We start from the raw sequence: 13,864 nt of genomic DNA, 5'->3' as shown, positions 1-13,864 counted from the left end.
CAGATTAATGCGCGCAATGGCGTGAAATGACTATGAGCCGCGGGTTTAAGCTGCTGCACCGAGGCTAATCCGCAGTCACTCGGCAGGGCACGAGCGTTCGGATTGCACGTTGTTGCGACGCAACGGAGCGCTCGGTGTGCGATTCCGAAGTTGCGCAAGGACAATGAAAAAGAGGAAGAGCGCGGCTCTTCCTCTTCGATGATTCGCGCGGTCCCGGCTACCCGAGTCGCGATCGCCAGGCTGGCTTAGTCGTACAGCACCGCCGCGATCTTCGGATCGTTCATGTTGGTCTTGTCGTACCAGTAGAACCCGGTGTCGACCTTCTTCGGCAGCTTCTCGCCATGCAGCGCCTTGACCGCCGAGTCGACCACGCATTTGCCGATACCGACCGGGTTCTGCGTAATCGCGCCGGCCATCAGGCCCGACATGATGTTCTCCTTCTGCTCCTTGCCGGAGTCGAAGCCGATCAGCACGAGTTTCTTGCCCGATTCCTTGACGCCGATCGCCGCGCCTTCCGCGGAACCTTCGTTCGCGCCGAAGATGCCCTTCAGGTTCGGATTCGCCTGGATCATGGCCTTGGCGATTTCCGCGGACTTCAGGTGATCGCCGGCGCCGTATTGCACGGACACGATCTTGATGTTCGGATGCTTCGACTTCATTTGATTGACGAAACCATCGCGGCGATCGACACCGGTGCGGCTGGTCTGGTCGTGCACGATCACGGCGACTTCGCCGGAATTGCCGATCAGCTCGGCCATCTTGTCGGCGGCGAGCGCGGCCGCGGCGAGGTTGTCCGTCGCGCAGGTGGTCAACGGAATATCGCTATCGACGCCCGAGTCGAATGCGATCACCGGAATCTTGTCGTTCTGCGCGCGCTTGAGCAACGGAATGGCCGCCTTGCTGTCGAGCGCCGCAATGCCGAGCGCCTGCGGTTTCTTCGCGAGCGCGGCCGACAGCATGTCGATCTGCTTGTCGACCATCGCTTCCGTTTCCGGTCCCTCGAACGTGATCCTAACGTTGTTCGCTTTCGCGGACTGCTCGGCGCCCGATTTGACGGCCTGCCAGAACTGGTGCTGGAATCCCTTCGAGATCAGCGGAATATACGGCTCGTCCGCATACGCGAGACTGCTTCCGCCGACGAGCGCACCGACACCGACCACGATACCGATTAGTCTTCTCTTGAACATGGGGCCTCCTCCAATGGTTGGGCTATCAAGCCGCTATCGAGCTTTCGAGCGAGCCTTCACGTGCCCTCTCTCTCCTGCTCCTGCGTTCCCTGCTTATTTGCTGCTTCCTTGCTCCTTCGTCAACTGCTCCGGCTGCGCCGCAGGATGTCCGCATACACCGCCAGAATGATGATCAAACCCGTCACGACGATCTGCCACTCCTGCGCGACCGACATGATGCGCAATCCGTTGGTCAGCACGCTCATGATGAAAGCGCCGATGATGGTGCCGAGAATCGTGCCCGCGCCGCCGCTCAACGACGTGCCGCCGATCACGACCGCCGCGATCGCATCGAGCTCGTAGCCCTGACCGAGCGCCGGCTGCGCCGAATTGAGCCGCGACGCGATCAGCAGACCCGCGATGCCGCAGATCGCGCCGCCCACGCCGTAAATCGCGATCTTCCAGCGATCCACATTGACGCCCGAGAGCCGCACCGCTTCTTCATTGCTGCCGAGCGCGAACGTGTAGCGGCCGAGCGCGGTGCGATTGAGCGTAATCGAGCTGACGATCGCGAGAAAGAACAGGATCAGTACCGCGTTCGGAATTGGCACACTCGGCAGGAAATAGCCGATCAGCGAGTCCTGAGAAATACGGTAGAAGTTCTCGGTATCGGTGAAATAGATCGGCTTGTCCGCCGACACGACGAGCGAAAGCCCTTTGAGCAGCATCATCATGCCGAGCGTCGCGATGAATGGCGGGATCTTCATTTTCGCGGTCAGCGTGCCCGATACCGTGCCGCATACCGCACCCGTCGCGATTGCCGCGAGCACGCCCGTCCACATCGGCAGATGCCAGTAGGTCAGAAACACCCCGCAAATGACGGCGGTGAACGTCATCAACGTGCCGACCGACAGATCGATGCCGCCCGTAATGATCACGAACGTGGCGGCGATCGCCAGCACGCCGTTCACCGCGGTCGCCTGCAGAATGCCGAGGATGTTGTCCATCTGCATGAAGGCCGGCGAAGCGAAACTGAAGAACACCAGCAGCAGGATCAGGCTCGCGAAGGCGAGCATCTTTTGCACCGCGGTCGGCGCAAAAATGCGCGCTTTCAGGCCTGAAATGCGCCTTTCGCTATCGAGCGCCGCCGTATCCGTTTGCAATGTCATGTCGTATACCTCTTCAGGCTTGTGCCGTTTTCAGGGTTTCGCGCTGGGTCGCGAGATGCATGATGCGTTCCTGCGTCGCTTCGCTGGCAGACAGCTCGCCGGTAATGCGGCCTTCGCACATCACGACGATGCGGTCGCTCATGCGCAGAACTTCGGGCAGCTCGGAGGAGATCATCACGATCGCCTTGCCTTGCGCCGCCAGCGAGCGCAGCAGCTTGTAGATTTCGCTCTTCGCGCCGACGTCGATGCCGCGCGTCGGTTCGTCGAAGAACAGTACGTCGCAATCGCGCTCGAGCCATTTCGCAATCACGATCTTCTGCTGGTTGCCGCCCGACAGGAGCCGCACCTGCTGCGTCGCCGAAGGCGTGCGGATCGCAAGCAGCTTGATGAAGTGCTGCGCTCTTTTGCGAATCTGCCCGCGGCGCAGGAACATATTGAACGACAGGAACTTGCCGAGATCGGACATCACGATGTTCGATTCGACATCCATTCCCGTGGCCAGACCGAAGCGCTTGCGATCCTCCGACAGGTAGCCGATACCGCGCTTGACCGCGTCACTGGGCCTTTTGATAGACGCCTTCATGCCTTTCACGAGAATCTCGCCCGATTCGACCGGATCGGCGCCGAACACCGCGCGCGCGACCTCGGTGCGGCCCGCGCCCATCAAGCCGGCGAAGCCGAGTATCTCGCCCTTGCGCAATTCGAAACTGACGTCGCGCACGAGCGGACCCGCAACCAGATTTCTCACTTCGAGCGCGAGCTCTCCTTTCACCGGCGCGCTCTCGACCGGCGTCACGTCGCCCAGCGTGCGTCCGACCATCATGCCGATGATCGTCTCGACGCTGGTGCCCTCGGTCGGCACGGTGGCCACGTACTCGCCGTCGCGCATCACGGTGACGCGATCGGTGATCTGCTTCAACTCGTCCATCTTGTGCGAGATGTAGACGACGCCGACACCGCGCTCTCTCAATTGGCGGATGATCCGGAACAGCTCGGCGATCTCGGCATCGTTGAGTGCCGACGTGGGTTCGTCCATGATCAGCACGCGCGAATCGAAAGACAGTGCTTTCGCGATCTCGACCATCTGCTGACTCGCGACGGTCAACGTGCCGACCATCTTGCGCGGATCGAGTTTCACGTGCATGCGCGCGAGGATCTCGCTCGCCTGCGCATTCAGTTTGTCTTCGTCGAGGAACAGACCGAGACCCTTGCGCGGCTCGCGGCCGATGAAGATGTTCTGCGCGATGCTCAGGTGATTCATCAGTTGCAGTTCCTGATGAATGATGCCGATGCCGACCGCTTGCGCGTCGCGCGGACCTTGAAAATCGACGGGCTTGCCGTCGAACAGGATTTCGCCGGAATCGCGCGTATAGACGCCGGCGAGAATCTTCATCAGCGTCGACTTGCCCGCGCCGTTCTCGCCCATCAGCGCATGGACCTCGCCGGCCATGAGTTCGAAGCGGACGTCATGAAGCGCTCGTACGCCCGGAAAGCTCTTGCAAAGCTTGTTGACGGAAATGAGTGGGTTCATATGCTGATCTGCCGACGGCTGCCTATATCACCAACGCTTTTACGGTGGAGCTTTTTACGGCTTGAACAACGGCTTTCATTACAGCTTTCATTCACGGCGCGAACAGGTCGGGCCGTTCTTTCGCGGACCGGTGCAATTCGGCGACGACCTGGTCGAGGTGATCGTGCATCGCTTTCGCGGCCGCATCGCCGTCGGCGGCGCACAGGGCCTTGAAGATGCTCTCGTGCTCTTCCAGCGTATGCACCAGCCGCTCCGGACTCGCGAGCAATTGCCTCGCGCGGTCCAGCGCATTGCGCGACACCGCGACGATTTCCTTCACGCGCGGCAGCTTCACCGCGTCGAGCAGGATTTCATGGAAAGCCAGATCGAGCGCATGAAACGCCAGACGTTCGCCACTTCCAGCCAGACTGCGCTGCTGGTCGAGATTGCTTGCCAAGGCGTCGAGCGTGGCCCGGTCGTGCATCAGCGCCACGCCACGCACCGTCTCGACTTCCAGCGCGCTGCGGATGAACAGATGCTGGCGGATGTCGTCGAGCGCGATCGGTTTGACGCGCGTGCCGCGCTGCGGCAATACCTCGACGAGACCCGCATGCGCAAGCCTTGCCAACGCGGACGACACCGGAAAACGCGACACGCCCATCCGTTCGCACACGGCCATCTTGTCGATCATCATGCCGGGTTCCAACGCCAACGTAACAATCGCTTCCCGCAATGCCGCCTCAACCGCGTCGGTCAAACTGCCCCGCTCCCCACCGCGAATTTTTTGCAGTGCGACATAAGGATTGCCGGCGGCATTCTCCAGTTCGGCTGAGGAATTCACGGAGGCCTTGATTTCGAGAAGACATGCTAGCATGCTAGAAAGTGAATGCCGTGTTGTCAACGCGTACAAATGCCTGGGAATACCTAGGGATGCCTGGTATCTGGGAACCGAGGGCTTACCCGTACACGCGGCAGGAACGCGCACACAGAGAACGTGCGCACGTAGCCGATCCGTCTGCGTCCGCAGACGACAAGCCGATAGCCATAGCCCCGGAGGGTGCGCAGATGACTACGATCACAAGGCTGTCCGTTCGGGACATCCGGTTTCCCACTTCACGTTCGCTGGACGGCTCCGACGCGATGAATGCCGCGCCGGACTACTCCGCCACCTATGTCACGCTCGAAACCGACACGCCGAATCTAACCGGCCACGGCCTCACGTTTACGATTGGCCGCGGCAATGAAATCTGCGTGACTGCCGTGAATGCACTCACGCCGTTGATCGTCGGCAAGAAGCTCGAAGATATCGCCGCGAATATGGGCGCTTTCTGGCGCGCATTTACTTCGGATAGCCAACTACGCTGGATCGGCCCGGACAAAGGCGCGATTCATCTTGCCACCGCGGCAGTCGTCAACGCGGTGTGGGACCTGTGGGCGAAATCCGTCGGCAAGCCGGTCTGGAAGCTGCTGGTCGACATGAGTCCCGAAGAACTCGTGCGGTGCCTCGACTTTCGCTACGTGACCGATGCGATCACGCCGCACGAAGCACTCGCGATGCTGCACCGGCACGCAAAGACCAAAGGCGAGCGTGAAAAGGAAATGCTCGCGCACGGCTATCCGGCCTATACGACATCCGCGGGCTGGCTCGGTTACGACGACGACAAGATTCGCCGTCTCGCGCGCGAAGGCGTCGCCCAAGGATGGACGCATTTCAAGCAGAAGGTCGGCGGCGATCTGGAAGAAGACGTGCGGCGCGCGCGCATTCTGCGCGAAGAGATCGGCGAGAACCTGAAGCTGATGATGGACGCGAACCAGGTATGGGACGTCGATGAGGCGATCGCGAACATGCGTCGCCTCGCCGAGTTCGATCCGTGGTGGATCGAGGAGCCGACGAGTCCCGACGACATCCTCGGTCATGCGGCGATTCGCCGGCGGCTCGGCTCGATCGGCGTCGCAACCGGCGAGCATTGCCACAATCGCGTGATGTTCAAGCAACTGCTGCAGGCGCAAGCCATCGACTTCTGCCAGATCGACAGTTGCCGGCTCGGCGGGCTCAACGAAGTGATCATCGTATTGCTGATGGCCGCGAAGTTCGGTGTGCCGGTGTGCCCGCATGCGGGCGGTGTCGGCTTGTGCGAGTACGTGCAGCATATTTCGCTGTTCGACTATATCTGCGTGTCGGCGTCGCTCGAGAATCGCGTGCTCGAATATGTCGATCATCTGCACGAGCATTTCGTGGATCCCGTGGTGATTCGCAACGGGCACTACATGCCGCCGCAACGGGCCGGGTATAGCATCGAAATGCTGGAAGGGACGCTGGACAGGTACTGGTATCCGGAAGGAGAAGCGTGGCAGGAATGAGGCCGGACGGTCAGGGTTCTATTTGCGGCGCTTCAGGCGTATAACGGCAGACTTCGCTCACGCCGTTATCGCCCGATTCGATGCGCACCGCCCGCCCCTTACCCCCTCTCCTTGCGCTGCGCGCCTTCGAAGCTGCCGCGCGGCACCTCAGTTTCAGCCGCGCGGCGCAAGAACTGTTCGTGACGCAAAGCGCGGTCAGCCACCAGATCCAGAAGCTCGAAGCCGATCTGGGCATCGCGCTATTCGAACGCCAAACGCGCGCCATTGAACTCACCGAGAAGGGCCGTGCGTACTACGCGAAAGTCCACGCGGCCTTTGAACTGCTGCGGCTTGGCACCAGCGAAGTCCGCGCATTCTCCCCTGAACGCAAGACGTTGAACGTCGGCCTGCTGTCCTCATTCGCGAGTCGCTGGCTCGCGTCGCGCCTGCATGCTTTCCCGCTCGCGCATCCCGAAGTCGACCTGCGATTGCGGCCGGACATCGCACTCGCCGATGTGTCGGGCGGCGAAGTCGAGGTGGCGATCCGCTATGGGCGTGGCGGCTGGCCCGGCGTCAGTTCGCAAAAGCTGATGTCCGAGCGTCTTTCGCCGGTATGCAGTCCGTCGCTGATCGCAAGCAGAAAGCGTCCACGCAAACCATTGGACCTGCTGCGCTTTCCGTTGCTGACTTCGTATTCGACGCATTCGTTCGAGTGGGAAGCGTGGTCGCGCCATGCCGGTCTCGATCTCGGCGACGCGCAACACGTGCAATTGCACGACTACAACATCGTCGTCGAAGCGGCGCTCGCCGGACAAGGCGTCGCAATGGGCCGTCATCGACTGATCGCGCAGCAGCTCGCGCAAGGCTCGCTGGTGCCGGCGCTGCCTGACGCGGTGCTCGACGATCCGCGCATCGGCTGGTGGCTCGTCACGCGCAAAGGCAAGCTCGACGCCGCCGCAAGCGCATTCCGCTCGTGGATCATGCAAACGGCGCAGCAGGACCGGCTTGCGTGAACGCATTAGTTTGGCTCATGCGTCGAGCAAGAATATTCGTTGGTCACACCCGGCGCGAATCAATAGCATCGAAGCCTTCTCGTCACCAAACGGTACGCCTCTGATGACCTCTTCGATTACCGCCCGCGCCGCCAGCCTCGGTCTGACGCTCGAATCCGCGTCGGCACCCGCCGCCGATTACGTGCCCTTCGTGCAGGAAGGCAATCTGCTCTACATATCTGGTCAGATTTCGCGCAATGACGGACAGCCTGCGTATCTCGGGCGTCTCGGCGACAATATCAGCGACGACGAAGGCGCTCGGGCCGCGCGGCTGTCGGCGCTCGGTGTCGTCGCACAGATCGTCGCGGCGACGGACGACCGGCTCGAGCGCGTGGCACGCGTCGTGCGCCTGAACGTATTCATCGCCAGCACGCCGGCGTTCAGTGCTCAAAGCACGATTGCCAATGGCGCGTCGGATGTAATGGTGCGGATCTTCGGCGACGCGGGCCGTCACGCACGCAGCGCGGTGGGTGTTGCGTCGCTGCCGGCGGGGGTCGCCGTCGAAGTCGAAGCGGTTGTCGCGCTGAAGAACGCCTGAATTCAACTCATATACTCGGAGCCGCCAATGTCTTCTCCGCTGTCGCCTGCCGTCATCGACGCAATGCGCGCGCGCACACCCGGTGTTCGCAGCACCACGCATTTCAATCATGCGGGCGCGTCGCTGCCGTCGGCTGCGACACTCGAAGCGATTCACGCGCATCTGTTGCGCGAAGCGTCGATGGGACCGATGGAAGCGGGCGCGGCTGCCAGCCAACAGACCGAGCGGGCGCGTACGCTCGCCGCCCGCCTGCTGAATGCTCAGCCCGCCGAGATCGCGTTGACGACGGGCAACTCGCCGGGTTGGGGCGCGGCTTTCGCGGCCTTGGGTCCGTGGCGCGCAGGGCAACGCATCCTCGTTGCGCGGCACGAATGGGGCGGCAATCTCGCGACGATGCGTCTCGTGGCGCAGCGCGCGGGCGCGTCGATCGAGACGATTCCTTCCGATGCCAGCGGCAGGGTCGATCCTCGCGCGCTCGAAGCGATGCTCGACGATCGGGTCCGACTGATTGCGCTCACGTGGCTGCCGGCCAATGGCGGATTGATCAATCCGGCCGCCGCGATTGGGCAGATAGCACGCCGTCACGGCATTGCGTATTTCGTCGATGCGGCGCAGGCCGTCGGGCAACTGCCGATCGACGTCCTCGAAGTCGGCTGCGATGTGCTGGCGGGCGCCGGCCGCAAGGCGCTGCGTGGGCCGCGTGGCACCGGCCTGCTATACGTCCGGAAAGATTTTCTGCCCCGCTTGACGCCGGCCTTCGTCGACACGTATTCAGCACCGCTCGACGCCAATGGCGAACCGGCACTGCGCGACGATGCCGTGCGTTTCGAATCATCTGAAGCATCGATTGCGCTGCATTGCGGATTGGCGAATGCATTGGACGAAGCGCTGGAAATCGGCATCGACAACATCCGCGCGCAGATCGATCGGACCGCGCAAACATTGCGCGAGCGGTTGGCCACGATGCCGGGCGTGGCCGTGCTCGACCAGGGTGTCGAGCGATCCGGTCTGGTGTCGTTCAACCTCGCCGGACTCGATGCCATGTCGGTGCGACGCGCGTTGGCGGCACAGGGCATCACGATCGGCTCGAATGGCGTTGCGTACACGCCATTCGATATGACCAGCCGGGGGCTGACACAGATCGCGCGTGCATCGGTCAGCTATCTGACCACCGACGCCGAAGTTGATAAATTACTGGCAGGAATACGAACGTTGACGCATTGAGCACTCAAGTCGAAGAGAACTTTGCGTCTGTCAAGTGAATGGAAACGTCTCGTTCAACTCAAACGCCCGCACACGAACATGAACTCCGCCTCATCGCACCGCCTCGATTTATCGAAGTTTCCGCGCCATGCGCTTCTCGAAGGCCCGACGCCAATTCAGCACCTTGCTCGTCTGAGCGCTCGACTCGGCGGCGCGGACATCTACGTCAAACGAGAAGATCTGACGGGCCTGGGTGGCGGCGGCAACAAGTTGCGCAAGCTCGAATTCCTGATCGGCGAAGCGCTCGCGCGTGGCGCGGACACCATCATTACCGTCGGCGCGCGTCAATCGAACCATGCGCGCCTGACGGCGGCCGCGGCGGCTCGCGTCGGACTCCAATGCGAACTGGTACTGACGAGAGCCGTGCCACGTTCCGACCACGACTATGTGGAGAACGGCAACGTGCTACTCGATGCGCTATTCGGCGCGCGCATACATGATCTTCCCGGCACGGCCAACGCACTGCAATTCGCCGAGGAACGCGCGAACGAGTTGCGAGCGCAGGGCCGTAACGTGTATGTGTGTCCGTTGGGCGGTTCGAGCCCGGCCGGCTGCCTCGGCTACGCGGACTGTGCCGCTGAAATCGTCGCGCAAGCTCACGCGCAAAACGTGACTTTCGATCGTATCGTGGTGCCAAACGGCAGCGGCGGTATGCACGCGGGACTGGTCGCGGGGTTTGTCGCGCTGGGTCTGGACCCGTCGCGCATTGCCGCATTCACGGTATTGGCGAACGCGGGCCACGCGCACTCGGTTACCTTGGACAAAGCGAACCAGACGCTGCAACTGATCGACCCAAGCCTGCGCGTGGGTGCCGACGCCATCTCGATCGATGAAGCGCAGCTTGGACCCGGCTATGGCATTCCGACCGATAACATGCGTGCCGCCGTTCGGCTGATGGCCTCTACGGAAGGTCTGTTGCTCGATCCTGTGTATAGCGGCAAGGCATTCGCGGGTCTTGTCGAAAACGTGAGTACCGGGAAGTATCCCGCCGGACAGAAGGTTCTATTCGTCATGAGCGGCGGACTTCCCGGCCTATTTGCCTACCGGAACGAGTTCTGATCGAATCTGCAGGTATTGCAGGAGACCGATTGCCTCGCGTTCCTGCCGCGCGTAATCGTGAGGCAAGCGGGAAAGGAGATCGCAGAAGCGCGACGAAAGTGAATAGCGGAAGAAGCGAAGACGATGCGATGGCCTGATACAGCCGCCGTTGTCTGAAGAAAGCGCCTGAGACTGAAGAAAGCGCTCGAAGATTCGAATCGACCATTCGCAACGATTCGCGATGATTCGAAATGGTGCCCAGGGCGGGATTTGAACCCACACGCCTTTCGGCGCTACCCCCTCAAGATAGTGCGTCTACCAATTTCGCCACCTGGGCAGAGGGGCGCCATTGTATCAGCTAGATTATTTTTTTGAAGCCCCTCCCGTGATTTTGTTCGGCGGCCGATTAAAGCGCTGCCCGACGCCTGGCAATAGCTCGTAAGGCCTGACGCTTGTGGACCGCTAATCCGAGAAATGCGGCAAATGGCGGGCCGCTATGCTCGCACGCTGATGCGCTGAAAGAGCGCCCTCCACGGCGAACACACCATGTCACCACGACGCACGTCTTCTTCCCGACTTCGGCATCGTCTTCTTCTCGCCTCGCTGCTAACGTCGATATCCCTGCTGCAGGGCTGCGCAACGACGACGGAGAACCTTGCCGTAGGCTTTGGTCTGGGCGCGGTCGGCACCGTGTCGGCGTTGGGCTGCCTGCTCGCCTGCGAGATGGCCAATCCGCATTGGTGAAAAGGCCGCGCGGCGACGGACGAGCAGTTAGTATTCGAAGCCCGACATCGTTGACCAAGGAAAACGGAGACCCTGTGCGACATCACTCCCTCCACCTCTACACCGACGCCCAATTCGCGAGCCCCTACGCGATGTCCGTCTTCGTGACCCTGCGCGAGAAGTGCTTGCCGTTCGACCTGTCGAGCGTCGATCTCGCGAGCAAAGCGAATCAGGCAACGGAGTATGCGGCCCGTTCATTGACGCGGCGGGTGCCGACACTGATACACGAAGACTTTGCGTTATCCGAGTCGTCGGCGATCGCCGAATACCTCGACGAGACTTTCCCGGATACGCCGGTCTATCCGCAAGATCGGCGTCTGCGCGCGCGAGCGCGCCAGGTGCAGGCCTGGTTGCGCAGCGATCTGCTGCCGATTCGCGAGGAGCGTTCCACCGAAGTCGTGTTCTGCGGATCGCGCGGCGGCCCGCTTTCCGCGAGCGCACAGGAAGCGGCACACAAACTCTTCGCCGCCACCGATGCATTGCTCGCAACTCACTCGGCAAATCTGTTCGGTGACTGGTGTATCGCGGATACGGACCTCGCATTGATGCTCAATCGCCTGGTTCTGAATGGCGATCCGGTTCCGCACAGGCTCAAGGAATACGCCAACCGACAATGGCAGCGTGCCAGCGTTCAGCAGTGGCTCCAACTGGAGCGACCACCGCTTGGCAAAGACCAGCAAAATATCTGAATACGAAAACATTAAAAGATGCAGAAAACGCGAATATTACATTCGCGTTTTCTCCGATCTTCGCTGCTCCGTCATTGCGCGATTGCGCGCCCGCTCCCTTTGCTGCCTCGCGCGAACGATACTGACGACGATCAGCACGATTGCAAGCAATGTCAATTCGATCATTGCCGGAATCCGAATGGGATCATGAAACATGGCGGGCCTCCGTCACATGCTTTCATCATAGTACGCCGGGCGGGATAGCCCTCAAGTATTGCGCCGCACCATAGCAATCTTATCGTCGCCATTACAGCAGCGTTAATGCGGTCCGCAAAAATCCGCGAGTGACAAATTGCAAACATTCTGTCACGCAAGGACTTACAAATTTCAAATAGCCGTCCCTAAACAGTTTATTTGCGCTAGAGTACGTGAGCGATCAGTTGGATCGTGAGCCGTCCCGACAATTCAAAGGTGTTTTGTGCCACGCGTTTTGCTTGCGTGTACTAATGAAGCACCTGGACTCGTTGAAGACATCGCGCCATGCCATATTTTCCTGTCGCATACTGTGGTCCCGCGGCTGTCCCCGAAAGCTTGTGGCTGCGCTGGAATACAGACCCGCCATTGCTCGTCGCGCTCGCGGCGCTCGTATGGATCGTGGCTAGCGGCCGCTCGGCGAATGCACGGGCGGGATGGGTCGCCATCGCACTGATGGTCGTCGTGTTCGTATCGCCCCTCTGCGCGTTGTCTTCGGCATTGTTCTCCGCGCGCGTCACTCATCACATCATTCTGATCGCTGCCGTCGCTCCGCTGCTCGCCTTTGCGTTTCCGCTACCGCGCCTCGCGCATCCGCCGCTCGTGCCGGTGGTCGCCGCGCATGCGGTGATCATCTGGCTGTGGCATGCGCCGGGACCCTATGCGTGGGGACTGTCGACCGTACCCGGATACTGGCTGATGCAGCTCACCTTGCTCGGCAGTGCATGGCTGATGTGGCGCAGCATCTTCTCGCCGACGCTGCCCACCGGCCCCGCGCTAATGGCACTCGTCGCGACGATCGGCCATATGGGTCTACTCGGCGCGTTGATCGTGTTCGCGCCGGTGCCGCTCTACGTCGTGCACTTCGCGACCACCGCCGCGTGGGGGCTCACCCCGCTCGCCGACCAGCAACTCGCCGGACTGTTGATGTGGGTACTGGCGATGATCCCTTATCTCGCGGCAGGACTTTCGCTCGTCTGGTCAAGCCTGCGCGTCAGAGAGCCCGCACTGTGACGACCCTTCTGAAGTTCATTCATCTGGCCGCGATCGCGATCTGGTCGGGCGGCTTGATCGTGCTGCCGTATCTGTTCTTGCAACGCCGCGGGCTTGCGGCCGGTAGCGAGCTCGACCGGCTGCATCGCATCACGCGTCTCGTGTTCGTGGAGTTGACCTCGCCCGCCGCTTTCGTTGCGATCGCGAGCGGCACCGTGTTGATTTTTCTGCAGGCGACGTTCGTGGAGTGGTTCACCGCGAAGATGGTGTTCGTCGGCATCATGGCGATGCTGCACGTACTCGCCGGCCTCGTACTGCACGATCTGTATCTGCCCGACGGCCGCTTCAGCCGCGCCTCGGCGATCGCGCTGACCATCGCCTATCTGTTCGTGATCGTCGCGATCATCTGGATCGTGCTGGCCAAGCCCCACATCGACTCGAACCTGCTTGCCCCGCATCTGTTCGAGCCAGGCGGACTTGGCCGCTGGCTGCATCACTCCTTCGGCGAAACGAGAATCCCCACGCCATGATCGAACACGAGCTTGCCCCCATGCCAGCCGGCGAAGCCCGTCATCACCGAGCTGAGCACCGACAGCACGAGCCCATGCGGCAGGATCTCGTCGGGGTAAAAAAGGCGCACACCCCAGTTCGCTCCGGCGAGCGCGACGAGCGTCATCGCGGCGACCGCATGCGACCAACTCGCCTCCTTCAGGCGGATACCGCGCACCAGCAACAGCTCGGCCGTGCCGACCACGCTCGCGGCCACGCCGCTCCAGAACGCGAAACCGGCAGCCCACAGGCCGGCGCGAATCCAGAACGGGTCGCCCGTCCACCAGTAGATCACGTCGACGCCCAAGGTCGCGACGACGAATGCGATCGGGAAGTGCACCATCATCACGTGAATCGGATGGCCGACGAGCGCCACCACCGATCCCTTGTCGAGCCGCAGCAGCTCGAGCGTCACTTCGCTGCGCGTCTCGCTTCCAGCATTGCCTTTGTTTGCCATGGCGGTGTGCCCTCGCGTCGAATGCCTGGTGGTGCAAACCATCATAGCTGCTTGCGCCTGGCGGTCCAAGCAGGATCGCTCGCCGC

General features: G+C 61.6%; 14 protein-coding genes and 1 tRNA gene. 9 read left to right on the top strand and 6 right to left on the bottom strand.

Features of this window, described 5'->3' with window-relative positions; all coding sequences use genetic code 11:
• Positions 1-245 precede the first annotated feature (245 nt).
• The 4 genes from L0U84_RS21070 to L0U84_RS21055 form a co-directional block, all read right to left on the bottom strand.
• Complete coding sequence (locus L0U84_RS21070; protein WP_233852393.1) at positions 246-1,187, bottom strand: ABC transporter substrate-binding protein; 942 nt, start codon at positions 1,185-1,187, stop codon at positions 246-248.
• A gap of 119 nt (positions 1,188-1,306) precedes the next feature.
• Positions 1,307-2,335: an ABC transporter permease gene (locus L0U84_RS21065; RefSeq protein WP_233852392.1), complete on the bottom strand. Its 1,029-nt coding sequence runs from the start codon at positions 2,333-2,335 to the stop codon at positions 1,307-1,309.
• Positions 2,336-2,348: 13 nt separating this feature from the next.
• Positions 2,349-3,866 (bottom strand): sugar ABC transporter ATP-binding protein, encoded by a 1,518-nt coding sequence (locus L0U84_RS21060; protein ID WP_233852391.1) that lies wholly within the window; start codon positions 3,864-3,866, stop codon positions 2,349-2,351.
• A 91-nt stretch (positions 3,867-3,957) separates the two neighbouring features.
• A complete protein-coding gene (locus L0U84_RS21055; protein ID WP_233852390.1) occupies positions 3,958-4,719 on the bottom strand; it encodes a GntR family transcriptional regulator in 762 nt (253 codons plus the stop codon).
• 191 nt (positions 4,720-4,910) lie between these two features.
• Here L0U84_RS21055 and L0U84_RS21050 point away from each other — a divergent pair, with 191 nt between their 5' ends.
• From L0U84_RS21050 to L0U84_RS21030, 5 genes are all read left to right on the top strand, one after another.
• Positions 4,911-6,206: an L-fuconate dehydratase gene (locus L0U84_RS21050; protein ID WP_233852389.1), complete on the top strand. Its 1,296-nt coding sequence runs from the start codon at positions 4,911-4,913 to the stop codon at positions 6,204-6,206.
• 80 nt (positions 6,207-6,286) lie between these two features.
• Positions 6,287-7,198 (top strand): transcriptional regulator GcvA, encoded by a 912-nt coding sequence (gene gcvA / locus L0U84_RS21045; RefSeq protein ID WP_233852388.1) that lies wholly within the window; start codon positions 6,287-6,289, stop codon positions 7,196-7,198.
• Between the two features lie 103 nt (positions 7,199-7,301).
• Positions 7,302-7,775, top strand: coding sequence for a RidA family protein (locus tag L0U84_RS21040; RefSeq protein WP_233852386.1), 474 nt, complete (start codon positions 7,302-7,304; stop codon positions 7,773-7,775).
• 27 nt (positions 7,776-7,802) lie between these two features.
• Positions 7,803-8,999, top strand: a complete 1,197-nt coding sequence (locus tag L0U84_RS21035; protein ID WP_233852384.1) for an aminotransferase class V-fold PLP-dependent enzyme — start codon at positions 7,803-7,805, stop codon at positions 8,997-8,999.
• 78 nt (positions 9,000-9,077) lie between these two features.
• Positions 9,078-10,097, top strand: a complete 1,020-nt coding sequence (locus tag L0U84_RS21030) for a D-cysteine desulfhydrase family protein (protein WP_233852382.1) — start codon at positions 9,078-9,080, stop codon at positions 10,095-10,097.
• A gap of 231 nt (positions 10,098-10,328) precedes the next feature.
• On the opposite strand, the gene L0U84_RS21025 is transcribed toward L0U84_RS21030, so the two are convergent.
• Positions 10,329-10,413, bottom strand: a tRNA-Leu gene (locus L0U84_RS21025).
• A 209-nt stretch (positions 10,414-10,622) separates the two neighbouring features.
• On the opposite strand from L0U84_RS21025, the gene L0U84_RS21020 reads away from it, so the two are divergent.
• From L0U84_RS21020 to L0U84_RS21005, 4 genes are all read left to right on the top strand, one after another.
• Entirely contained in the window at positions 10,623-10,820 is a 198-nt protein-coding gene (locus L0U84_RS21020) for a hypothetical protein (RefSeq protein ID WP_129956311.1), read from the top strand.
• Positions 10,821-10,894: 74 nt separating this feature from the next.
• A complete protein-coding gene (gene yfcF, locus L0U84_RS21015) occupies positions 10,895-11,548 on the top strand; it encodes a glutathione transferase (protein ID WP_233852380.1) in 654 nt (217 codons plus the stop codon).
• Positions 11,549-12,067: 519 nt separating this feature from the next.
• Positions 12,068-12,793 (top strand): cytochrome c oxidase assembly protein, encoded by a 726-nt coding sequence (locus L0U84_RS21010; RefSeq protein WP_233852378.1) that lies wholly within the window; start codon positions 12,068-12,070, stop codon positions 12,791-12,793.
• Complete coding sequence (locus L0U84_RS21005) at positions 12,790-13,302, top strand: CopD family protein (protein ID WP_233852376.1); 513 nt, start codon at positions 12,790-12,792, stop codon at positions 13,300-13,302. Before L0U84_RS21010 ends, L0U84_RS21005 begins: the two co-directional genes overlap by 4 nt.
• On the opposite strand, the gene L0U84_RS21000 is transcribed toward L0U84_RS21005, so the two are convergent.
• Entirely contained in the window at positions 13,266-13,778 is a 513-nt protein-coding gene (locus L0U84_RS21000; RefSeq protein WP_233852374.1) for a DUF2231 domain-containing protein, read from the bottom strand. The two genes, L0U84_RS21005 and L0U84_RS21000, sit on opposite strands and share 37 nt — an antisense overlap.
• Positions 13,779-13,864: the final 86 nt, after the last annotated feature.

This window comes from Paraburkholderia sp. HD33-4 (assembly GCF_021390635.1).
Classification (GTDB): Bacteria; Pseudomonadota; Gammaproteobacteria; order Burkholderiales; family Burkholderiaceae; genus Paraburkholderia.
Note: the sequence above shows the minus strand (reverse complement) of the source record. Positions and strands in the feature narration are given on the sequence as shown.

Bases quoted from the DNA above. Each gene is read 5' to 3' on its own strand.
- L0U84_RS21035 (WP_233852384.1), top strand. From the start codon at position 7,803: ATGTCTTCTCCGCTGTCGCCTGCCGTCATCGACGCAATGCGCGCGCGC.
- L0U84_RS21000 (WP_233852374.1), bottom strand. From the start codon at position 13,778: ATGGCAAACAAAGGCAATGCTGGAAGCGAGACGCGCAGCGAAGTGACG.
- L0U84_RS21010 (WP_233852378.1), top strand. From the start codon at position 12,068: ATGCCATATTTTCCTGTCGCATACTGTGGTCCCGCGGCTGTCCCCGAA.
- L0U84_RS21020 (WP_129956311.1), top strand. From the start codon at position 10,623: ATGTCACCACGACGCACGTCTTCTTCCCGACTTCGGCATCGTCTTCTT.
- L0U84_RS21050 (WP_233852389.1), top strand. From the start codon at position 4,911: ATGACTACGATCACAAGGCTGTCCGTTCGGGACATCCGGTTTCCCACT.
- L0U84_RS21055 (WP_233852390.1), bottom strand. From the start codon at position 4,719: ATGCTAGCATGTCTTCTCGAAATCAAGGCCTCCGTGAATTCCTCAGCC.
- L0U84_RS21060 (WP_233852391.1), bottom strand. From the start codon at position 3,866: ATGAACCCACTCATTTCCGTCAACAAGCTTTGCAAGAGCTTTCCGGGC.
- gcvA (WP_233852388.1), top strand. From the start codon at position 6,287: ATGCGCACCGCCCGCCCCTTACCCCCTCTCCTTGCGCTGCGCGCCTTC.
- L0U84_RS21040 (WP_233852386.1), top strand. From the start codon at position 7,302: ATGACCTCTTCGATTACCGCCCGCGCCGCCAGCCTCGGTCTGACGCTC.
- L0U84_RS21070 (WP_233852393.1), bottom strand. From the start codon at position 1,187: ATGTTCAAGAGAAGACTAATCGGTATCGTGGTCGGTGTCGGTGCGCTC.
- L0U84_RS21030 (WP_233852382.1), top strand. From the start codon at position 9,078: ATGAACTCCGCCTCATCGCACCGCCTCGATTTATCGAAGTTTCCGCGC.
- L0U84_RS21065 (WP_233852392.1), bottom strand. From the start codon at position 2,335: ATGACATTGCAAACGGATACGGCGGCGCTCGATAGCGAAAGGCGCATT.